This window comes from Tabrizicola sp. (assembly GCF_016792905.1).
In the GTDB taxonomy this organism is placed as follows: domain Bacteria; phylum Pseudomonadota; class Alphaproteobacteria; order Rhodobacterales; family Rhodobacteraceae; genus Tabrizicola.
Map to the genome: position 1 here is coordinate 50,042 of NZ_JAEULP010000017.1, position 21,194 is coordinate 71,235.

A 21,194-nucleotide genomic window follows, 5' to 3' on the forward strand; every position below is an offset into this window, starting at 1 on the left:
CCGTCGTCCCTTCATCTTCCCGTTGCAACCGGGTGGCATTCTGTGGCCTTCCCAAACATGAGGACCGCCATGCCGACGACCCTCGCCTTTCGCCCGCTTCCTTCGGATTTCGAAGAGGATTTCTTCGGAATCCCGGTGCTTTGCTGGTCCGACCCTACACCCCCGTCGCCGGAATCCCCGACCGCACCACCGGCCTCGGCGCCGTCAAATCCTTCCACTGGCTCAGCGCCCGGTTGACCGCAGGCCGTGGTTCCCGTGCGACGAACTGGCCGTGGCCTTCCTTGGTCCGCACCTCGCCGTCATGGATCGCCACCATCCCCCGCGTCAGGGTAAACCGGGGCAGGCCCTTCACCTTCTGACCCTCGAAGACGTTGTAGTCGATCGACGACTGCTGCTTGTCCGCGGTGATCGTCTTCTCCTTCTCCGGGTCCCAGACCACAAGGTCCGCATCCGCGCCCACCAGAACCGCGCCCTTCTTCGGGTAGCAGTTCAGGATTTTCGCGATATTGGTTGAGGTTACGGCGACAAATTCATTCGGCGTCAACCTGCCCGTCGCCACGCCATGCGTCCAGAGCATCGGCATCCGGTCCTCCAAGCCCCCCGTTCCGTTCGGGATCTTGGCGAAGTTGCCGACACCAAACCGCTTCTGCGCGGTGGTGAAGGCGCAATGGTCGGTGGCCACGACTGACAGCGAGCCGGATTGCAACCCGGCCCAAAGGCTGTCCTGATGCTTCTTGTTGCGGAACGGCGGCGACATGACGCGGCGGGCGGCATGGTCCCAGTCGGGGTGGAAGTATTCGCTTTCGTCCAGCGTCAGGTGCTGGATCAACGGCTCGCCCCAGACCCGCTTGCCTTGGCTCCGCGCCCTGCGGATCGCCTCATGCGCCTCCTCGCAGGAGGTATGGACGACGTAAAGCGGCACCCCCGCCATGTCGGCGATCATGATCGCGCGGTTGGTCGCTTCGCCCTCCACCTGCGGGGGGCGGGAATAGGCATGGGCCTCCGGCCCGGTGTTGCCTTCGGCCAAGAGCTTCGCCGTCAGTTCCGCCACCACGTCGCCGTTCTCGGCATGGACCATCGCCAGCCCGCCAAGGTCGCCCACCCGCCTGAACGACTGATACATCTCGTCGTCGTTCACCATCAAGGCGCCCTTGTAGGCCATGAAATGCTTGAAGCTGGTCATGCCCGCCTTGATCGAGTCGGCAATGCCGTCAAACACCTTCTCGCCCCACCAGGTCACCGCCATGTGGTAGGAATAGTCGCAATTCGCCCGCCCCGACTTGTTGTGCCACATCTGGGCGGCATCCATCAGCCCCTGCCCCTGCCCCGGCAGCACGAAATCGACCACCATCGTGGTGCCGCCGGACAGGGCCGCCCGCGTGCCGCTCTCAAAATCATCGCTGGAGTAGGTGCCCATGAACGGCATCTCCAGATGCGTATGCGGATCAATCCCGCCGGGCATGACATAGCACCCGGTCGCGTCAAGCTCCGTCCCGCCCTTGAGGCCCTGCCCGATCTCGGTGATCACCCCGTTCTCGATGCGGACGTCGGCCTTGTAGGTGAGGTCGGCGGTGACGACGGTGCCGTTCTTGATGATGGTGGTCATGGGGTTCCTCGCTTCGAATTCTGTAGCGACTGTCCAAGTGAAATCAGCAGATCGCTCAACTGTTCTGGCTCTATCCTTAGCTTGCCATCCCGAAGTGCTTTCGAGAGCAGGCCCAAGAACCTGTCCAACCCTATTTCTACGGTTAGTGTCCGGTTCTCGCTATTAATGGGATCAACGTCATCAATGTGAGGGGCAGTTATCTGTGCTCTTAAAACGTGATTTTTCGTGGTCGATCCTGTCCATTCAAAAAAAACGCCAAGCTTTGGCTCACTAGGAATACCCTCTGTAGGTTCCCCCAAGTCCTCAATTTCATCGAGTTCGATCGTGTTGAACTCATACGTCGAAGCATTTCTTTCCGAGCGCTTCGGATAGTCGATCAGAACCTTTATGCCTTGTGTCTTTCTCACCCCACCACCCCCGCCACCTCAAGCACCGAGTGCAGCAACACATCCGTCCCCGCCGCCGCCCACTCGGGGCTGATCTTCTCCGCCTCGTTGTGCGACAGCCCGTCCACGCAGGGGCACATCACCATCACCGTTGGCGCGACGCGGTTGATCCAGCAGGCGTCGTGGCCGGCGCCGGAGACGATGTCCATGTGGGAATATCCCAGCTTTTCAGCGGACTGGCGGACGATCTTCACAAGGCCTGGGTCGAAGGTAACCGGGTCGAAGTGGCCCACGTCTTCGATCTCGCAGCCCAGCCCCAGTTCCTTCGCCACCGCATGGGCGGCGCGGATCACCTCACCCTTCATCGCATCCAGCTTGGCCTGTTCCGGCGAGCGGATGTCGACCGTGAACACCACCCGCCCCGGGATCACGTTGCGCGAGTTCGGGAAGACCTTCACCTGCCCCACCGCGCCCACGGCGTTTGGCTGGTGGCTCATGGCAATCTGGTGGACGCGTTCGGTGATCCGCGCCATGCCGAGGCCTGCATTCACCCGCATGTTCATCGGGGTGGAGCCGGTATGGGCGTCCTTGCCGGTCAGCGTGATCTCCAGCCACCACAACCCCTGCCCGTGGGTCACGACGCCGATGGACTTGCCCTCGGCCTCCAGGATCGGCCCCTGTTCGATATGCAGCTCCAGCATCGCATGCATCTTTCGGGCGCCGACCGCCTCATCGCCGACCCAGCCGATGCGCTGAAGCTCCTCGCCGAAGAGCTTGCCGTCGAGGTCCTTCCGCGACTTTGCATAGTCCTCGGTATGGATCCCCGCGAAGACGCCGCTCGCCAGCATCGCAGGTGCAAACCGCGCGCCTTCCTCGTTGGTCCAGTTGGTCACCACGATCGGGTGCTTCGTGCGAACACCCATGTCGTTCAGCGTGCGGACCACTTCCAAGGCTCCCAACACACCGAGAACCCCGTCATACTTGCCCCCGGTCGGCTGGGTATCGAGGTGACTGCCCATGTAGACCGGCAGCGCATCGGGGTCGGTCCCGGCCCGCGTGGCGAACATGTTGCCCATGCTGTCGACGCCCATGGTCAGGCCCGCCGCCTTGCACCAGCCCGCGAAGAGGTGCCGCCCCTCGCCATCGGCATCGGTCAGGGTCTGGCGGTTGTTGCCGCCCGCGACGCCCGGGCCGATCTTCGCCATGTCCTCAAGGCTCTGCCAGAGGCGTTCAGAATTGATCCGCAGGTTGTCCCCGGTGGCTGCCATGGCCTAGCTCCCTGTTCGCGCGGGGCCATCCTGCCCCTTGCCGCGACTCATTTCCTGACCGTATGGTCAAGGTGAAGCGCACCACAACCTGACCAGACGGTCAACGAAAATCCAAGGCACGATGAGCGGCGACGCCCAGATTTCCCGCCTGAAGCCCGGCCGCCGCACGGACATCCGGCGCGAGAATGAACGCGCCATCCTGGACGCCGCCGAAAAGGTCTTTGCCGAGGCGGGATTCGGGGGTGCCACCATGCAGCTGATCGCCGACATGGCGGGGCTGCCGAAGGCCAACCTGCACTACTATTTCGCCACCAAGGAGGACCTCTACCGCCGGGTGGTGCAGCAGATCTTCGAGATCTGGCTCGATGCGGCCTCCAGCTTTGACGATGCCCCCGGCCCCGTCGAAGGCATCGGCGCCTATGTCGACGCCAAGATGGACATCAGCCGCACCCATCCGCATGGCTCCAAGGTCTGGGCGTCCGAGGTGATGCATGGCGCGCCGGTAATCCAGGATTATCTGGAAACCACGCTGCGCGACTGGACCGAGGGGCGGATCGGGGTGATCCAGCGCTGGATCGACGAGGGCAAGATGCGACCGGTGAACCCGCGGCATCTGCTGTATCTTCTCTGGGCGACGACGCAGCACTACGCCGACTTCGGCCACCAGATCCAGACCTTGAACGCGGGGCGACCCCTGAGCGACAAGCAGTGGAAGGACGCCAAGGCGAGCGTCAAGGACATGGTCCTGCGCGGGATCGGGGCAATCTGAGGAGATGAGGATGGACGTGGCTGACCTTGAGGCCGAATTCGCGCGGCTGGAGCTTGACGGGTTCGACGAATCCCGCGCCCTGCGGCTGGGGCAGATCCTGGTCGAGCTTGCGCAGGCCGGGAAGATGCCGGTCGTCGTGAACATCCGCACGGCTGACCGGGTGCTGTTCCACGCGGCCCTGCCCGGTTCGGCGCCGCTGAACGATCTCTGGGCGAGGCGCAAGTCGAACGTGGCGCTGGCGTTCCAGTTGCCCTCGCTGCTGGTCGGCCAGCGCAACCGGGCCAAGGACGAGAGCCTGGACCGCCATGGGCTTCCGGCCGGGGACTATGCCGACAGCGGAGGCGCGGTGCCGATCCGGGTCAGGGGCACCGGCGTGGTGGCTGTAGCCACTGTCTCGGGCTTGCCGCAGGTCGAGGATCACAAGCTGGTGGTCAGGGCGATCAAGGTCCTGGCGGCAGAATAGGGCGGTCACCCGCCGTCAGGGCCGGGGAGGCGCCTCTTTCAGCTCCACCTCGACGAAGCTCATCGGTGCTGTGCCGTCGTTGACCACGTTATGCTCCACGCCTTCCGAACGCCGGTAGGCGGTACCCACAGGGACCAGAACCTGCCGCGTGCCGCCGCCGGGGTCTTCCAGCAACATGTGGCAATCGGTGATCGCGGTGATCACATAGTCATGCCCGTGGCGGTGCCAGCCGGTTTCCGCCCCCGGCGCGAAGTCGAACCGGGTGACGCGCACCCTTTCGTCATCGACCAGCACCGTCGCCGTGCAGGATGCGCGCATCAGCTGTGCCCCGCGCCAGTCAAGGACGTTCGGTCTGCGGCCATTGCTCCCTCCCGCTGTTGTCCGGGTCGTTGCGCGTAAGCGCATGACGGCGAATGATTTGACCTAGCATTGCGGCCCGCGCTATCCAAGGGGTCCGGCAATCTGACCAGGTTCCATGTCGCCCACCGCCCGCCCACGTTCCCGCATCCAGCAGCGCAACCGCGAGCTTATCCTTGACGCGGCGCTGAAGGTGTTCTCGCAGCAGGGCTTTCGCGGCGCGACGCTGGACGAGATCGCCGAGGGCGCGGGCCTGTCGAAGCCGAACCTCCTCTACTACTTCCCCTCGAAGGAGGAGGTGCACAAGGCGCTGCTGACCGGGCTCCTTGACACCTGGCTTGACCCCTTGCGCGCAATGAACCCCGGTGGCGAGCCCTTGGCCGAGATCATGGGATATGTCCGCCGCAAGCTGGACCTCGCGCGCGACTATCCGCGCGAAAGCCGCCTGTTCGCCAACGAGATCCTGCAAGGCGCCCCCCGGATGCGCGACGCGATCGAGGGCGACCTGCGGCACCTGGTGGCCGACAAGGCGCAGGTCCTGACCCGCTGGATGGACGAGGGCCGCATCGCGCGGGTCGATCCGGTGCACCTGATCTTCTCGATCTGGGCCCTGACCCAGCATTACGCCGATTTCGACGTGCAGGTCCGGGCCGTCCTGGGGCCGGGGCATGACCCGTTCATCGAGGCCGGGCGCTTCCTGGAAACCCTGTTCGCGCGGCTTCTGGACCCAAAACGCTAGAATCTTACACAAACTTCGGCTGAGAACCCGTTGCTTTTGCGTTAAGATATGTCCGAGCGGAGCTTGGATCAGGAGGGCGACACCATGGGCATGATCACCGGCATCCGGGCGGCTCTTCCGGTGGCGGAGGCGCCCGCAGCGGCACCGGCCGAACCACCGCAAAAGGGTGCAGTTGACGCGACCGCGCCGGTTGCGGCGCCGGTCGTCGAGCGGGCCCTGCGGGAGGCAGGGGCGAGATCGGCCACCAGTGACCCGCAGCTCATGGAGGCGCGGATGACGGCCGAAATCAGCGCCGCCGCAGCCGCCGAGGCCGCACGTCTCGCCTATATCAGGGCAAGTATCGTGGCCGGACTCAACCCCCTGCCGCTGGGCTGACGGCCCCGCGTGCCGCGCGCGAGGGGATGCGCCCCGCGCGCGGGCCTTTTCGCGAACCGGACCCTTCCCGCCTAACCCACCGGGTTCAGATCGCCCACGAAGTTCAGCAGGTCGACCATGGTGAACTCACCTGCCACGGCGCCCGGCAACTCGGGCTTCCAGTTCGCCGTCTTCCACATGAAGGACTTCTGGTCGCCATGCACGAGGCCAAGGAAAACCTCGGCCACGATCGTCGATCCGACCGGCCCGAGGCGCGTGCCGTTGTGCACCACTTCCGCCTCTTTCAGGATGTAGTACCACAACGGCGTCTTCTTGTGCATGCCGTGCGCCTTCGCGATGGCGCCATCCGCCCCCTTGGACAGATCCTGTTCGCTCAGGGGTGCGATGCTCATCGCCTTCGCCACATCCTGCCCCGAGGGCAGCCCCAGGATCACGCCCCGGCGCAGGTTGCGGAAGGCCAGCACGGCCGAACGGTCCGTCTCGCCCGGCAACAGGCTCAGCGTCGGCACCAGCTTGGGATCGAGCTTCCTTGAAAGGTTCAGTGGCACGCCGGCGATGTTGAATTCATACCACCGGCGCCAGTCGATCGCCCAGTTCGAGGGCAACTCCTTCATCGGGCCGATCGGCAGCATCGGCCCGAGCTGCGGCCCGAGCACCGGATGGCCCAGCATGTCGCCGACGATCGAGCCCGACTTGCCGGTGAAGGCGAAGAGCAGGCCCAGATTGGCGGGCGCGAACGTGCCCGGCCCGAAACCGAACAGCCGGTTGTGACTGTAAGCCTCGCGGATCATCGAATGGCCCAGCCTGTAGGCCGCCGCCGAAAACTCGGCGGGGATATAGGGGCGCGTCTTGAACCGATAGAACCGCCGCCCGTCACGCTTGATCTTCGCAATCAGACCCTTTTCCGTCAGGCGCTCGACAAAATCGAACAGCACAATCCACTGGTAATGCCAGGTCGTGATCCGCCGTGCCTCGTCGAACAGGGCGCCGCCTTCCAGGCCGGGTTTCGTGGTCTGGAGATGTTCGACGACCTTGTTGTGGAACTTCAGGAAGGCGAGGTGGGTCTGCGCCACCAGAAGGTTCTCGTCGTTCCTCTCGTCGCCAATGGAGGCGCGGCCGAAACGGGTCCGCGGCAGGTCGTTCTCGATCCGCGGAATCTTGGTGCCGTCGGGCGGCGACCTTCCCTCGGATTCGGCGGTTGTCCCGACCAGCAGCTTTGCGTTGATCTTTCCGGTCGCGGGATTGCGCTGGTAGAGGTAGGGCGCCAGGGACGGCCCCGGCCCGTACAGCGCATCGAGGTCGAGGCCCGGCGTTCGGAAATTCTGGGTGGCAAGCGGATCGGCTTCGGCCTGTTCAAGCGGCGTCAGATCAAGGGTGATGTCATGGTCGACGAACTGGCCGAGGTAGGTGAATCCCGCCGGGATGCCGGGGTTGTTGCCCGAAGGATCGCCAGGGGTTGCGTCGACCATGGCCTGCGCAAGCTCGAAAAGCGCGTCGTCACCAACGACAAGCGGATCGAGCATCGGGAACATCCGCCCGAATTTTCCGGGGTCGCCATGTCCGCTCAGGGCATTCAGGGAAGCACGGCTCATTTCGCGCGGCACGTCGCCGTGGCGCACATCCAACTTCGTGGTCATGTGACTATCCTCGTGAATGAATTCGTTCTGAAAGCAGTCGGGGCAAATGAAGAATCTAAATTTCGGGCAACCCCGACAGGCGCGCAGGGTACCACAGATCCTGCGGGTGTTTCAGGTCAGGGATTCCCCTTGCGGTCAACCTTTGCCAAAAGTCGCGTGTGAGACCAGGACCAGTGCAGGCTGTCGCCAACCGGCCGGATCCTCATGAAGCCAGGTGAGGCCGGGCTATCAGTGCCCTTGCCTCGCCAGGGCAGCAGATTTGCTTACTCCGCCGCTACGCTGGGGTTGTTCGGATGCGTGGTCCAGTTGGCATAATCGCCAACCTTGCGCCCCGTGCGTGGATCGACCGCGCCTTTCGCCATCGGCACCATCGTGATGCAGTCGTCGACCGGGCAGACATTGACGCAGAGGTTGCAGGCCACGCATTCCTCGTCCTTCACCGTGAACACCCGATCCGGCGACATGGCGATGGCCTGATGGCTGGTGTCCTCGCAGGCCGCATAGCAGCGCCCGCATTTGATGCAGTCATCCTGGTTGATATGCGCCTTGGCGACATAGTTCAGGTTCAGGTACTGCCAGTCGGTCACGTTCGGCACCGCACGGCCCACCAGATCGTTAAGGCCGATCTGCTTGTCGTCCAGGTACTGCGAGAGCCCTGAGATCATCTCGTGCACGATCTTGAAGCCGTAGGTCATCGCGGCCGTGCAGACCTGCACGTTGCCAGCACCAAGCGCCATGAACTCGGCCGCGTCGCGCCATGTCGTGATGCCGCCGATCCCGGAAATCGGCAAGCCGCGGGTATCCGCGCTGCGCGCAATCTCCGCCACCATGTTCATCGCGATCGGCTTCACTGCCGGGCCGCAATAGCCGCCATGCGTGCCCTTGCCGTCGATCATCGGCTCGGGCGAGTAGTCGTCCAGGTTGACGCTCGTGATCGAGTTGATCGTGTTGATCAACGACACCGCATCCGCCCCGCCGCGCTTGGCGGCCTCGGCAGGCTTCCTGACATCGGTGATGTTCGGCGTCAGCTTGACGATGCAGGGCATGCGGGAGTGTTTCTTCACCCAGCGCGTGACCATCTCGATGTACTCCGGCACCTGGCCCACGGCCGAGCCCATGCCGCGTTCCGCCATGCCGTGCGGACAACCGAAGTTCAGCTCCACCCCGTCGGCTTCCGTATCCTCGATCCGGGACAGGATGTCTTTCCACGAGTCCTCGTCGCAGGGCACCATCAGGCTGATCACCAGCGCCCGGTCCTTCCACTTGCGCTTGACCTCCTTGATCTCCTGCAGGTTCACCTCCAGCGGGCGGTCGGTGATCAGTTCGATGTTGTTCAGCCCCAGAAGCCGCCGGTCCGCCCCCCAGATCGCGCCGTAGCGCGGGCCGTTGACGTTGACGACCGGCGGCCCCTCGCTGCCGAGCGTCTTCCACACCACGCCGCCCCAGCCCGCCTCGAAGGCGCGCTCCACATTGTATTTCTTGTCGGTCGGCGGGGCCGAGGCCAGCCAGAAAGGGTTCGGGGATTTGATGCCGATGAAGTTCGAGGAAAGGTTAGCCATGGGAAACCTCCTTGGCGAAAGCTGAGAGAGGATGCGGTGGGCGGGGTTTCACCCCACCAAGCGTCAGAACAGCGACCAGATCCAGCCGATGAGGTCGCCGCCGACCTGGCCGAGTTTCGGCACGATGAAGGCCCAGGCCACGCAGCCCAGACCGTTCCAGAAGGCGAAGCGGGGCACGGTCATCCCGCTCATCCCGGCCATCAGGAAGACCACCGGGCGGAAGATCGTGGTGAAGTGTCCGATCAGGATCGTCACCGGCCCGTATCTGTCGAAGGCTCCTTGCGCCTTCTCGACCCATTCGGGATGGTCGCGCAGGGGGCGCATCTTCAGGACGGTCGTGCCGTAGCGCCAGCCGAGCCAGTAGCTGAAACTCGACCCGATCAGCGCGCCGATGGTCGCGCCGACCCAAAGCTGCCAGAAGGACAGCGCTCCGGTCGCCGCAAGCGCGCCCACTGCCGCGAGAACGGGAGTCGAGGGAATCAGGATGGACAGGAAGGCCGTGGTTTCGGCCGCCGCGAACAGCACCATGATCACCGGGAACCAGCCCTGGTGCGCCTCGATGAAGGCGATGATGCTTTCGGCGAACGCTTCCAAGAGGGGCCCCTTCCGGCGCCCCTTCTGGCTCGGGTGCCCGGACAAGGCAAGGGGAATGCGCCCGCATCACGCGCCCGTCAGCGCAGCGTGGATCGCCTCGGCGGCATCGCGCCCTTCGGCCACTGCCGTCACCGTCAGGTCCTCGCCGCCCGCCGCGCAGTCGCCCCCGACCCAGACCTTGCCGGAATGACCCGCAAGCTTGCCGCCCTCGACCGCCAGCCCGGCGGGCGTTCCGGACAGCGTCTGGCCGATGGCCTTGAACACCTGGTCGGCCTTCAGGGTGAAGGTCTCGGCCGACAGCTTCAGCCCGCCCGGCCCGTCCGAAGTATAGGCAAACTCCACGCCCTCGGCATGGCCATTGCCGATCACCCGGACCGGGGCGGCATTGTGGATGATCCTGACGCCGGTCTGCACCGCATGGTCCTGCTCGTAGCCCGAAGCCGACATCTTCTCCTGCCCGCGCCGGTAGACGATGGTCACCGTCTCGGCCCCCAGAAGCTTGGATTGCACCGCCGCATCGACCGCCGTCATCCCGCCGCCGATGACCACCACATCGCGGCCCACCGGCAGCTTCGACAGGTCCGCCGCCTGGCGCAGCTCGGCGATGAAATCCACTGCGTCGCGGACGCCCGCCTTGTCCTCGCCCTCAGCCCGCAGCGCGTTGACGCCCGCAAGACCCACGCCGATGAAGACTGCGTCATAATCGGCTTTCAACTGGTCCAGCGTCACATCGCGGCCCAATTCCATCCCGGTCCGGATCTCGATCCCGCCGATCTGCAACAGCCAGTCGACTTCCCTCTGCGCAAAACCGCCGGTCGCCTTGTAGCTGGCAATGCCGTATTCGTTCAGGCCCCCCGCCTTCGGGCGCCGCTCGAAGACCACGACGTCATGGCCATGCAGCGCCAGCCGGTGCGCACAGGCGAGGCCCGCCGGCCCCGCCCCGACCACCGCCACCCGCTTGCCCGTGCGGGCCGCGCGTTCGAAGGGGTGCAGCCCCTTGGCCATCGCCGTATCGGTGGCAAAGCGCTGCAACTGGCCGATCTCGACAGGCTTGCCCTCGGCCGCCTCGCGCACACAGGCCTCTTCGCAGAGCGTCTCTGTCGGGCAGACCCGCGCGCACATGCCGCCCAGGATGTTCTGGCTCCAGATCGTCGCCGCCGCCGCCTCGGGGGTGCCGGTCGCGATCTGACGGATGAAGAGCGGGATGTCGATCGAGGTCGGGCAGGCGGTGATGCAGGGCGCATCATGGCAGAAATAGCAGCGGTCCGCCGCAACCTGCGCCTCGTGCCGATCAAGTGCGGGCGTGTGGTCGGCGAAGTTCCGGGCATAGCTTGCCTCTGACAAACGCGCCGGGACAATTCCGGGGGTAAGCGGGCTGTTCGACATGGGCTGGGGGCCTCCCTGGCTTATCGTTGCAGACAGGCTGGCACAGGTCCATTTTTTTATCAAACGGTAAATTTTCCTCGGGACAACTTTTCCACCCCTTTTCAGGGCCAGAATCCCGCCCGATCTCGGCGCTAGCCGCTGAGGCCCTGCCGCCCGATCCGGCCGCCGCGGCGGCGCGGGGTGTCCGGCTGGGCCAGGGCCTGAACCAGCACGGCGGACATCGGATGGCCGGGCTCGGCCGCCGCATAGGTCGCGATCAGGACCCGCACCGCATCCGCCACTGACCGACCGACCGGGATCGACAGGGCCCAGTCCATGAAGATCGACCGGCATTCACCGGGGGTGATCCCCTCGATCCGGTAGCTTTCCCGCACAAGTCCCTTCGGGTCGGCCTCAGCCAGTTCCATCGCCCGTCTCCCCATCGGCCTTCCCCACCAGCCGCGTCACCGCGGCCCCTGCCCCTGTCACCGCCCGCGCCAGATCGGCCGCAAGCGCGCTTTCATCCGCGGCGCCGGTCTCGCGCAGGATGAAGGCACGACCGCCCTCGCCCAGGCTCTCCCAGTCCAGCGCGCGCTCGCTGAGGAGCCGCGCCGCCGCATGCAGCCGCCACATCAGCCTGTAGGCGGAGGCGAGGGTCTGCGCGTCGGAATCCGGCATTATCCGGCCTGCTCCCGCCGCGATCTGCCGTTCGACGCTGCGCGCGGGGCTGGCTGCGATCAGCGCCATGGTCTGGGCGGCAAGTTCGATGTCCATGATCCTGCCGGGGCCGTTCTTTGCGTCCCAGTCGCCCTGCGCCGGTTTTGCGGATTGTAGGCGGGCGCGCATCTCGGCCACGTCGGGCTTGACCCGTGCGCCCTGCCCTTTCGCCGCAAGCAGCGCGCGGCGGAAGGCTTCGACCTCTCCGGCCAGCGTGGCCTCACCCGCCAGCACCCGGGCGCGGGTCAGGGCAAGGTGTTCCCAGGTCCAGGCTTCGTTTTCCTGATAGGTGGTGAAGCTCGGCAGGCTGGTCGCCACCGGCCCGGCCCGGCCCGACGGGCGAAGCCGCATGTCGACCTCGTAAAGCCGCCCCTCCGGCATCTGGGCGGTCAGCGCGGTGACAAGCGCCTGGGTCAGGCGCGAGTAGTAGGGGCGCGTGGCAAGCGGGCGCGGGCCGTCGGATCCTTCGACGCCCTGATCGTCGTAGATCACGATCAGATCGAGGTCCGAGCCCGCGTTCAATCGCGCGGCTCCCATGCTGCCCATGCCGATGACCACAGCCCCGCGCCCCGGCATGGCCCCGTGCTTGCGGATGAAATCGGCGGAGACCTCGGCCCAGATCACCTGCACCACGGCTTCGGCAAGGTCGGCATATTGCTTGCCGGCCTCGAACCCGTCGATCAGCCCGCGCAGATGGTGGACGCCGATACGGAAATGCCATTCCTTCATCCAGCGCCGGGCCATGTCGAGCCGCCCCTCGTAGTCCGGCGCCGGGGCGAGGCGGGTCGCGAGTTCCGACCGCAGGGCAGCGGTGCCCGGCCAGTCGCCCCAGAAGCTGCCGCCGATCACCCCGTCCAGCACGCTGGCATTGCGCGAGAGGTAGCGGGCGAGCGCAGGGGCCGATCCTGCAATGTCGACGATCAGTTCGACCAGCGTCGGGTTGGCCTCGAAGAGCGCGAAGATCTGCACCCCTGCCGGAAGCCCCGCAAGGAAGCCATCCAGCGCCACCAGCGCCTCGTCCGGGTTGGCGGCCCTGGCGAGTTCCTTGAGGAGCCTCGGGCGAAGGCGGCGGAAGATCGACTGCGCCCGGTCGGAGCGGAGCGCGGGATAGCTTTCCCAGCCCTTGGTGATCTCGCGCGCCATGTCGGAGAGTTGCGGACCGTCCTCCACGTCGCCCGGGGCGAAGAAGCCCTCGGTCAGTCGGTCGGTGCGGGCGAGGCGATCCAGCAAGTCGCGGCGGAAATCGGCCTCGCTCTGGCCGCAGAAGGCGGCGATGCGGGCGACGCCTTCGGGGGTCGTCGGCATCGAATGGGTCTGGGCGTCGTTGACCATCTGGAGCCGGTGTTCCACCTCGCGGTGGGCGCGGTAGAGGGTGGTCAGATCCCTCGCCACCTCGGGCGGGACCCAGCCCTTGTCGGCCAGCGCCGCCAATCCGCCGACGGTGGTCCGGTCGCGCAGCGAGGGGTCGCGGCCCCCGGCGATGAGCTGGCGGGTCTGGGTGAAGAACTCGATCTCGCGGATGCCCCCGGCGCCGAGTTTCATGTTGTGGCCCTCAACCGTGATCGGCCCGTGCAGGCCCCGGTGGTCGCGGATGCGGAGCCGCATGTCGTGGGCGTCCTGGATCGCGACGAAATCCAGGTGCTTGCGCCAGACGAAGGGGGTGAGGGCCTTCAGGAACCGCTCGCCTGCCTGAAGGTCGCCGCCGCAGGGGCGGGCCTTGATATAGGCCCCGCGTTCCCAGGTGCGGCCTTCCGCCTCGTAATAGGCCTCGGCGGCGGCCATCGACAGGCAGACGGGCGTGACGGAGGCATCGGGCCGCAGGCGCAGGTCGGAGCGGAAGACATAGCCGTCGGTCGTGTCGGAGAGGATTGCGGTCATCCGGCGCGTGACCTTGATGAAGCTGGCGCGGGCCTCCTGCTCCTCGCCCGGATAGCGGGTTTCGTCGAAGAGGCAGATCAGGTCGATGTCGGAGGAGTAGTTAAGTTCGCCCGCCCCCATCTTGCCCATGGCAAGCGCGACCATGCCGCCCGCAGTGGCGGCGTCGCCCTCGGTGGTACCGGGCAGCTTGCCGCGACGGATCTCCTCGGCGACAAGGGTGGTGAGCGACAGGTGGACCGCGCGGTCGGCGAGGCGCGTCAGCGCGCCCGTCACCTGCTCCAGCGGCCAGACCCCGCCCAGGTCGCAGAGCGCGGCGAGAAGGGCTGTACGGCGCTTGGCCTCGCGCAGGGCCAGCGGCAGGGCCTCGGCGGTGGCGCCTTCGGGGGCGGCGAGGGTGGATTCCAGGGCGGTTTCCGGGGCAAGGGCGGCCTCGCGGAGCCAGTCGGCCTCGCGCAGCATGAGCCCGCGCAGGTAGGGGCTGCATCCAGCCGTGGCGGCCATCAGGTCCATGACCTCGGGTGCGAAGCCTGGCAGATCGGCGCGCAGGTCGGCGGCGGCGGCGGGGTCGAAGGCGATGGGTGTGCGGGTGATGCGGGCGGCAAGGGTCATGGTGCGACCTTGCTGCGGCAGGGCCGAAGGGTCAACCGCTTCAACGGATTGACCCGATTGGGCCGGGGTGGTTGGCTCGGCTGAGCAATTGGGAGGCGAGATGTCGAAATCATTGGCCCGAGTGGCGGCGGCGCTGCAGGCCGCGGGGATTCCCTCTGCTCCGGTGGAGGCCAAGGGGGAAATCCGGACGGCAGAAGCGGCTGCGGAGCAGGCGGGGGTCGGGGTCGACCAGATCGTCAAGTCCATCCTGTTCCAGGGCGAAAGCGGGCGGCTTTACCTGTTCCTGACCGCTGGGGGAAACCGGGTGGACCCAGGCAAGGCGGCTGCAGTGGCGGGGGAACCCCTGTCGCGGGCGGAGGTCGAGGTGGTGCGGCAGGTCACGGGTTTTGCCATCGGCGGGGTCGCGCCTTTGGGCCACCTGACACCGGCGCCGACGTTCCTTGACCCGCGGCTGATGGAGTTTGCCGAAGTCTGGGCCGCGGCCGGCACGCCCCGCCACATGTTCCGCGCCACTCCGCAGGACTTGCTTCGGACGACCGGGGCCAAGGTGGCCGACTTCACCGGATAGGCGGAATCTGGCTCAACGCCGATTGATGTAAAAAACTTTCACATCTTCCCTTGCGAGACCGCCGGACATGCTCCATCTTCCGTCATGTGAAAAGACTTCACATCAAATGGAGACCCGCCGATGTACACGACGACCGACACCGCCCGGCCTGGCGGGATCCGCAACGCCTTCCGCCGCTCGGAGGCCTGGCTTGACCAGCGCGGCAAATGGGCCTGGATCGCCGCAATGGTCCTTGGCTTCATCATCTTCTGGCCCGTGGGGCTTGCCCTTCTGGCCTACATGATCTGGGGAAAACACATGTTCGCACGTTCCTGCGGCCACCGCCGCCACCATGACCACCACCACGCCTGGGGCCGCCATGCAATGCGCGCGGGCCAGCCGACCGGCAACCGCGCCTTCGACGACTACAAGGCCGAGGCGCTGCGTCGCCTGGAGGAAGAGCAGGAGGCGTTCGAAACCTTCCTGCAACGCCTGCGGTCGTCGAAGGACAAGTCCGAGTTCGACAGCTTCATGGACGAACGTGCCCGCACCACCGCTGCACAGGACGCCGACGAAGCCGGGGCGGACACCGCGACCAAGCCCGAAACGGGCGCACGGCCGGGCGAATACTGATCCCGCCCGCCGCGAAGCCCCCAGCCCGCCCGTGTCCCCGCACGGGCGGGTTTTCATGTCAGCCGCAGACGACCCTTGGCGGAAGCGCTTTGCCTTGCTAGGCTCCTGCGCATTCCAACCCAGTTTCAAAGCAGATGCGCCACTCCCTTCCCCTGACGCCCCAGTTCTACGTGACGGCGCCGCAGCCCTGCCCCTATCTTCCGGGGCGGATGGAGCGGAAGCTGTTCACCGCGCTTCAGGGTGAGCATGCGCAGAAGCTGAACGACACGCTGTCGAAGCAGGGCTTCCGGCGCAGCCAGAACGTGCTTTACCGCCCCTCCTGCGCCGAATGCTCGGCCTGCCTGTCGGCGCGGATCCGGGTGGCGGATTTCCAGCCCTCGCGCACCCAGCGGCGCGTGCTGAAGCGCGCCACGGCGCTGAAGCGCAACGCCACAAGCCCCTGGGCCACGGAAGACCAGTTCCAGCTGTTCCGCCGCTATCTTGACGACCGCCACGCCGATGGCGGCATGGCCGACATGGACATCTTCGAATTTGCCGCGATGATCGAGGAAACCCCGATCAAGAGCCGGGTCATCGAATACACCCGCCCCGCCGATGAGGGCGAGCGCGGCCGCCAGCTGGCTGCCGTCTGCCTGACCGATGTCTTCGACGACGGGTTGTCGATGGTCTACAGCTTCTACGACCCGGCCCTGACCGACATGAGCCTTGGCACCTATGTCATCCTCGACCATGTCGCCATCGCGCGCGAGGCGGGGCTTCCTTACGTCTACCTCGGCTACTGGGTGCCGGGCAGCCGCAAGATGGGCTACAAGTCCGGTTTCTCGGCGCTGGAGATCTACAAGGGCGGCGAATGGGTGGCGATGGGCGATGCCGCAGCCCATGTCGCCGACCTGCATCCGCTGTCGGTCGACCCGATCGCCGAACAGGTCGCGCGGATCAGCCTGCCCGACACCCGCCTCTGAAATGCCCGCCAGCATCTCTGCCATCGCCCTCGTCGTGCCGGATTATGAGGCCGGGCTCGCATTCTATGTCGGCAAGCTGGGGTTCCGGCTGGTCGATGACATCGACCAGGGCCGCAAGCGCTGGGTCGTGGTCGAGCCACCCGGCGGGGGCACAAGGCTGGTGCTGGCCCGCGCCGAGGGGGCGGAGCAGAAGGCAGCCATCGGCAACCAGGCCGGGGGCCGCGTGTTCCTGTTCCTGGAGACCGACGACTTCGCCCGGGATCATGCCGCGATGCTAGCCGCCGGGGTCAGGTTCGAGGAGGCGCCCCGGCACGAGCCCTATGGCAGCGTCGCGGTCTGGCGCGACCCGTTCGGCAACCGCTGGGACCTGATCGGCCCGGCCACAGCTGCCGCGCAATCGCGCTGAAAAGCCATCGGGTTACTTGCGGTAACGGGTGCGGGACGCTATCTCAGGTCTGTCCACCACTGGCACCGCCATGACCCTGACCCCGCGCAAGAACCGCATGCCGCATCCGCGATGTCCGCTTTCGGACTGCATGGCCTTCATCGGGGGTGCATGGACGCCGAACATCCTGTGGTATCTCTCGACCGGGCCGCGCCGGTTCTCGGAGCTTCGGGGCGACATTCCGCTCGTCTCGGCCAAGGTCTTGACCCAGCGCCTGCGGGAGCTGGAGGATCACGGCCTCTTGTCGCGCCGGGTGCTGGAAAGCGCTGCCCCTTCCGTGGAATACGCACTGACCCCGTTGGGGCAGGAGTTCCTGCCGGTGATCCGGGCCATCGCGCTGGTCGGCCAGAAGCTCAAGGATCGGGCAGTCGCCTGACCTTGCGTCAGGTATTTTCACCTCTGGCGGTTGAGTTCTTGGCGAGCGGCGCCTGATCGCTTAGCCTTTCCCATGGCACGCCGAACCAAGGGCGGCCGACATGGGAGGGGTAACGGGATGCAGGCATTGCTTGCTGTCTCACGCGGGATCGACCGCGTGAACGAGATAGTCGGAAAATCGGTGATGTGGCTGATCCTGCTGGCCGTGCTGGTCAGCTCGGGCAATGCCATCGTCCGAAAACTGTTCAACTGGTCGTCAAATTCGCTGCTGGAATTGCAGTGGTATCTGTTCGGCGCGGCCTTCATGGGGGCGGCGGCCTATACGCTGCAACAGAACGAACATATCCGGATCGACGTGTTCTACGGCACGCTGAAGCGCAGCACGCAGCACTGGATCGACCTTCTGGGCCATCTGTTCTTCACCCTGCCCTTCGTCGTGCTGATGACCTGGCTGCTGGTGCCCTACACGCTGCAGGCCTACCATTCCGGCCAGATCTCCACCAACGCGGGCGGGCTGATCATCTGGCCGGCCCGGGCGATCCTGGCGCTGGGCTTCGCGCTCCTCATCGCGCAGGCCGTCTCGGAGATCATCAAGAAGATTGCCGTCATGCAGGGGCTGATCGAGGACCCCCACCCCTTCGTCTCGGCGCATGAGGCGGCGGAACTGGAAGGCGCGCAACTGGCCGATACGGTCACGAAGCTGGCCGCGGACGACCTGGCCGGGGAGAAGCGCTGATGCTGGAATTCATCGCCATCAACATGGCTCCGATCATGTTCGCGAGCCTGATCGTGTTCCTGCTGCTCGGCTATCCCGTGGCCTTCTCGCTGGCGGCGAATGGCCTGGTGTTCTTTGCCGTCGGCGTCTGGCTGGCGCCCTGGTCGGCCGGGACGATCACGCTCGACTGGTCGCTGATCGGCACCATGCCGCAACGGGTCTGGGGGACGCTGTCGAACGACACGCTTCTGGCCATACCCTTCTTCACCTTCATGGGGATCGTGCTGGAGCGATCCGGCATGGCCGAGGACCTTCTGGACACCGTGGGCCAGCTCTTTGGCCCGATCCGCGGTGGCCTTGCCTATGCGGTGATCATCGTGGGCGCGCTTCTGGCCGCCACAACGGGGGTCGTCGCGGCAAGCGTGATCGCCATGGGGCTGATCTCGCTGCCGATCATGCTGCGCTATGGCTATGACCGGCGGGTGGCGTCCGGCGTCATCGCCGCATCCGGCACGCTGGCCCAGATCATCCCGCCGTCGCTGGTGCTGATCGTGCTGGCCGACCAGCTCGGCCGGTCGGTCGGCGACATGTATGCCGGTGCCATCATCCCGGGCCTCGTCCTGACCGGGCTTTACATGGCCTATATCTTTGCCGTCTCGATCCTGCGGCCCGACTGGGTTCCGGCGCTCCCGCCCGAGGCACGAACGCTGGGCCATGGCGTGACCTCGCTTCTGGTCGCGATCCTGGTCTGCATCGGCATCGGTTACGCCGCGCATGTCCGGCTGTCCCCTACGCAGGGCGCCAATGCCGACATCCTGGGGGCGACCGTGGGCGTCCTGGTGATCTATGCCTATGCGGTTCTCGACAAGTCCCTGAAACTGAACAGCATGTCGCGGCTGGCGCAGCAGTTCATCATCGTGCTGATCCCGCCGCTTGCGCTGGTGTTCCTGGTCCTTGGCACCATCTTCCTTGGCATCGCCACCCCGACCGAAGGCGGCGCGATGGGCGCGCTTGGCGCCATGGTGCTGGCGGCGATGAAGGGGCGGCTCAACTATTCGGTGATCACTCAGGCCCTCGCCTCGACCACCCGACTGTCGGCCTTCGTCATGTTCATCCTGATCGGCGCGCGGATGTTCAGCCTGACCTTCTACGGCGTGAACGGCCATGTCTGGGTCGAACACCTGCTGGTCAGCCTGCCGGGAGGTGAGACCGGGTTCCTGATCTTCGTTTCGGTCCTGGTGTTCTTCCTGGCCTTCTTCCTCGACTTCTTCGAACTCGCGTTCATCATCGTCCCCCTGCTGGTCGCCCCGGCCGAGGCGCTGGGGATCGACCTGATCTGGTTCGGGGTGATCCTGGCGGTGAACATGCAGACCTCGTTCATGCACCCCCCCTTCGGCTTTGCGCTCTTCTACCTGCGCTCGGTGGCACCGCGCGCGCCTTACGTCGACAAGGTCACGGGCGCGCGGCTGGCGGGCGTGTCGACGGGGCAGATCTACTGGGGGGCGGTGCCCTTCGTTGTGATCCAGGTCGTGATGATCGGCATCACCATCGCCTTCCCCTCGATGGTCATGCACTACAAGGGGGCGGTGGTGGACCCGTCGACCATCGAGATCAAGGTGCCAACCCTGACACCTCTTGCCCCGAGCGGCGGAGCAACCCTGGGCGGGCCGACGCTCGGCGCGCCGAAACTGGGCGAGCCGAACCTTGGCGGGGCGCCTGATCCGGCACCGGCCGAGGGCGGCACGGCCCCTGCCCTGCCGAAACTGGGCGCGCCGGTGGTGAACCCCTGACGACACAGCCGAAACGCAAAAGGCCCCGGAGCGATCCGGGGCCTTTCCTTTTCCCGCGACGCGATCAGAGTTTGCCGGCCTGCTGCTGGCTCATCATGAAGACGTCGTAGTTGTATTCGGCGATCTGGGCATTCAGGTAGGCATCGCGGCGGAAGGCGTCCTGGCTGTCCTTGATCTTCTTGAAGGTCGCGTTGGTGGCCGAAACCTCGTCATAGGTCGCCTTGGCCGCGTCGAAGGCCGCCGAAAGCACGTCCTGCGGCAGGGGCCGCAGCTGGGCGCCATTGGCCACCAGCGATTTCAGCGCCGTCGGGTTCTTCCAGTCGTAGTTCGACAGCATGTCGGTGTTCGCCACCACGCAGGCCGCCTTCAGGATCGACTGGTAGGCCGGGGTCAGCTCGCCCCACTTGGCCAGGTTGATCATCGTGGCGATCGCCGGGCCGCCTTCCCACCAGCCGGGATAGTAGTAGTAGGGAGCGACCTTGTAGAAGCCGAGCTTCTCGTCGTCATAGGGGCCGACCCATTCGGCAGCGTCGATGGTGCCCTTCTCCAGCGACGGATAGATGTCGCCGCCCGCGATCTGCTGCGGCACGACGCCCAGCTTCTCGATCACCTTGCCGGCGAAGCCCCCGATCCGCATCTTCAATCCCTGAAGATCGGCGAGGCTGTTGATTTCCTTGCGATACCAGCCCGCCATCTGCACGCCGGTGTTGCCCGCCGGGAAGGCGATCAGGTTTTGCGTCGCGTAGAACTCGTTCATCATGTCGATGCCGCCACCGTGGTAGAACCAGGCGTTCATCATCCGGGCGTTCAGCCCGAAAGGCACAGCCGCGCCAAGCGCAAAGGTCGGGTCCTTGCCCCAGAAGTAGTAGGGCACGGTATGGCAGGCCTCGACCGTGCCGTTCGAGACCGCATCCGCAGCCTCCAGCCCCGGCACCAGTTCACCCGCCGGGAAGACCTGCAGCGTGAACTTGCCGTCGGTGGCTTCCGAGACGTACTTCGACATCGTGTCGGCGGCGCCAAAGATCGTGTCCAGCGACTTCGGGAAGGACGACGTGACCCGCCAGGTCACCGTCGGGGCCTCTTGCGCGATAGCCGGGGCGGCCAGGGCCGTTGCCCCCGCGGCCAGTCCCCCGACCGAAGCCTTGGTCAGAAATGAGCGTCGATCCATGCAGTTCTCCTCCGCTGTTTCCCGCCCCAGGACCGCACTGGCCCTCGGCCGGCTTTAATCGTGGGCAAAGCCTAAAGAGCCTTCTCCGCCTTGAGAACCCAAAACTGACGAAGCTGAGGAAAACCGTAGCCTTCCCTTGGGTCAACCATGCGCGGGCTTGGCCAGGACGCCCGGCTGGCGCTATCCTTTGTGCTGCACATGCCTGCCGCGTCGGCACTGCCTGTTTCCTGGGCGGGC

The 21,194-nt window shown here is 65.9% G+C and carries 22 protein-coding genes; 11 read left to right on the forward strand and 11 right to left on the reverse strand.

Annotated elements, in window-relative coordinates:
- Window positions 1-154: 154 nt before the first annotated feature.
- Genes hydA through JNL31_RS02685 form a run of 3 tightly spaced genes read right to left on the reverse strand, consistent with a single transcriptional unit; the run spans window position 155 to window position 3,260 of the window.
- On the reverse strand, window positions 155-1,606 hold the full coding sequence (gene hydA / locus JNL31_RS02675; RefSeq protein WP_294969578.1) for a dihydropyrimidinase: 1,452 nt from the start codon (window positions 1,604-1,606) through the stop codon (window positions 155-157).
- Entirely contained in the window at window positions 1,603-2,013 is a 411-nt protein-coding gene (locus tag JNL31_RS02680) for a hypothetical protein (RefSeq protein ID WP_294969580.1), read from the reverse strand. Before JNL31_RS02680 ends, hydA begins: the two co-directional genes overlap by 4 nt.
- Window positions 2,010-3,260: a Zn-dependent hydrolase gene (locus JNL31_RS02685; RefSeq protein ID WP_294969582.1), complete on the reverse strand. Its 1,251-nt coding sequence runs from the start codon at window positions 3,258-3,260 to the stop codon at window positions 2,010-2,012. The genes JNL31_RS02680 and JNL31_RS02685 overlap by 4 nt, the downstream gene beginning before the upstream one ends.
- A 121-nt stretch (window positions 3,261-3,381) precedes the next feature.
- Between JNL31_RS02685 and JNL31_RS02690 the strand changes: the two genes are divergently transcribed.
- Together JNL31_RS02690 and JNL31_RS02695 are read left to right on the forward strand one after the other, a co-directional pair.
- Window positions 3,382-4,029 carry a TetR/AcrR family transcriptional regulator gene (locus tag JNL31_RS02690; RefSeq protein ID WP_294969584.1) on the forward strand — a complete coding sequence of 216 codons (648 nt, stop codon included), beginning with the start codon at window positions 3,382-3,384 and terminating at the stop codon, window positions 4,027-4,029.
- A 10-nt stretch (window positions 4,030-4,039) separates the two neighbouring features.
- Window positions 4,040-4,492 carry a heme-degrading domain-containing protein gene (locus JNL31_RS02695; protein WP_294969586.1) on the forward strand — a complete coding sequence of 151 codons (453 nt, stop codon included), beginning with the start codon at window positions 4,040-4,042 and terminating at the stop codon, window positions 4,490-4,492.
- A gap of 15 nt (window positions 4,493-4,507) precedes the next feature.
- Here the strand turns inward: JNL31_RS02695 and JNL31_RS02700 are convergent, their stop codons facing one another.
- Entirely contained in the window at window positions 4,508-4,810 is a 303-nt protein-coding gene (locus JNL31_RS02700; RefSeq protein ID WP_294969588.1) for a cupin domain-containing protein, read from the reverse strand.
- 157 nt (window positions 4,811-4,967) lie between these two features.
- Here JNL31_RS02700 and JNL31_RS02705 point away from each other — a divergent pair, with 157 nt between their 5' ends.
- Window positions 4,968-5,588: a TetR family transcriptional regulator C-terminal domain-containing protein gene (locus JNL31_RS02705; protein ID WP_294969589.1), complete on the forward strand. Its 621-nt coding sequence runs from the start codon at window positions 4,968-4,970 to the stop codon at window positions 5,586-5,588.
- Window positions 5,589-5,636: 48 nt separating this feature from the next.
- Window positions 5,637-5,963: a hypothetical protein gene (locus JNL31_RS02710; RefSeq protein ID WP_294969591.1), complete on the forward strand. Its 327-nt coding sequence runs from the start codon at window positions 5,637-5,639 to the stop codon at window positions 5,961-5,963.
- Window positions 5,964-6,034: 71 nt separating this feature from the next.
- On the opposite strand, the gene JNL31_RS02715 is transcribed toward JNL31_RS02710, so the two are convergent.
- The 6 genes from JNL31_RS02715 to JNL31_RS02740 all read right to left on the reverse strand — a co-directional run bounded on the left by JNL31_RS02715 (window position 6,035) and on the right by JNL31_RS02740 (window position 14,322).
- Window positions 6,035-7,600 carry a heme peroxidase family protein gene (locus tag JNL31_RS02715; RefSeq protein ID WP_294969593.1) on the reverse strand — a complete coding sequence of 522 codons (1,566 nt, stop codon included), beginning with the start codon at window positions 7,598-7,600 and terminating at the stop codon, window positions 6,035-6,037.
- Between the two features lie 263 nt (window positions 7,601-7,863).
- Window positions 7,864-9,159 (reverse strand): NAD-dependent dihydropyrimidine dehydrogenase subunit PreA, encoded by a 1,296-nt coding sequence (gene preA, locus JNL31_RS02720; protein WP_294969595.1) that lies wholly within the window; start codon window positions 9,157-9,159, stop codon window positions 7,864-7,866.
- Between the two features lie 63 nt (window positions 9,160-9,222).
- A complete protein-coding gene (locus JNL31_RS02725; RefSeq protein ID WP_294969598.1) occupies window positions 9,223-9,753 on the reverse strand; it encodes a DedA family protein in 531 nt (176 codons plus the stop codon).
- Between the two features lie 66 nt (window positions 9,754-9,819).
- Entirely contained in the window at window positions 9,820-11,139 is a 1,320-nt protein-coding gene (locus tag JNL31_RS02730; RefSeq protein ID WP_294969601.1) for an NAD(P)-dependent oxidoreductase, read from the reverse strand.
- A 131-nt stretch (window positions 11,140-11,270) separates the two neighbouring features.
- The gene (locus tag JNL31_RS02735; protein WP_294969605.1) at window positions 11,271-11,546 is read right to left on the reverse strand and encodes a hypothetical protein; all 276 of its coding nucleotides are present in this window, start codon (window positions 11,544-11,546) and stop codon (window positions 11,271-11,273) included.
- On the reverse strand, window positions 11,533-14,322 hold the full coding sequence (locus JNL31_RS02740; protein WP_294969608.1) for a glutamine-synthetase adenylyltransferase: 2,790 nt from the start codon (window positions 14,320-14,322) through the stop codon (window positions 11,533-11,535). The genes JNL31_RS02735 and JNL31_RS02740 overlap by 14 nt, the downstream gene beginning before the upstream one ends.
- A gap of 100 nt (window positions 14,323-14,422) precedes the next feature.
- Here JNL31_RS02740 and JNL31_RS02745 point away from each other — a divergent pair, with 100 nt between their 5' ends.
- The 7 genes from JNL31_RS02745 (at window position 14,423) to JNL31_RS02775 (ending at window position 19,789) form a co-directional block, all read left to right on the forward strand.
- Window positions 14,423-14,890: a YbaK/EbsC family protein gene (locus tag JNL31_RS02745; RefSeq protein WP_294969611.1), complete on the forward strand. Its 468-nt coding sequence runs from the start codon at window positions 14,423-14,425 to the stop codon at window positions 14,888-14,890.
- A gap of 120 nt (window positions 14,891-15,010) precedes the next feature.
- Window positions 15,011-15,502, forward strand: a complete 492-nt coding sequence (locus JNL31_RS02750) for a DUF2852 domain-containing protein (RefSeq protein ID WP_294969613.1) — start codon at window positions 15,011-15,013, stop codon at window positions 15,500-15,502.
- 134 nt (window positions 15,503-15,636) lie between these two features.
- Complete coding sequence (locus JNL31_RS02755) at window positions 15,637-16,464, forward strand: arginyltransferase (RefSeq protein ID WP_294969616.1); 828 nt, start codon at window positions 15,637-15,639, stop codon at window positions 16,462-16,464.
- 1 nt (window position 16,465) lies between these two features.
- The gene (locus JNL31_RS02760; protein WP_294969619.1) at window positions 16,466-16,870 is read left to right on the forward strand and encodes a VOC family protein; all 405 of its coding nucleotides are present in this window, start codon (window positions 16,466-16,468) and stop codon (window positions 16,868-16,870) included.
- 70 nt (window positions 16,871-16,940) lie between these two features.
- A complete protein-coding gene (locus JNL31_RS02765) occupies window positions 16,941-17,285 on the forward strand; it encodes a helix-turn-helix domain-containing protein (protein WP_294969622.1) in 345 nt (114 codons plus the stop codon).
- A 117-nt stretch (window positions 17,286-17,402) separates the two neighbouring features.
- Entirely contained in the window at window positions 17,403-18,020 is a 618-nt protein-coding gene (locus tag JNL31_RS02770; RefSeq protein ID WP_294969625.1) for a TRAP transporter small permease subunit, read from the forward strand.
- Window positions 18,020-19,789 carry a TRAP transporter large permease subunit gene (locus JNL31_RS02775; protein WP_294969628.1) on the forward strand — a complete coding sequence of 590 codons (1,770 nt, stop codon included), beginning with the start codon at window positions 18,020-18,022 and terminating at the stop codon, window positions 19,787-19,789. Before JNL31_RS02770 ends, JNL31_RS02775 begins: the two co-directional genes overlap by 1 nt.
- 64 nt (window positions 19,790-19,853) lie before the next feature.
- On the opposite strand, the gene JNL31_RS02780 is transcribed toward JNL31_RS02775, so the two are convergent.
- Complete coding sequence (locus tag JNL31_RS02780) at window positions 19,854-20,957, reverse strand: TRAP transporter substrate-binding protein (RefSeq protein WP_294969631.1); 1,104 nt, start codon at window positions 20,955-20,957, stop codon at window positions 19,854-19,856.
- Window positions 20,958-21,194 lie beyond the last annotated feature (237 nt).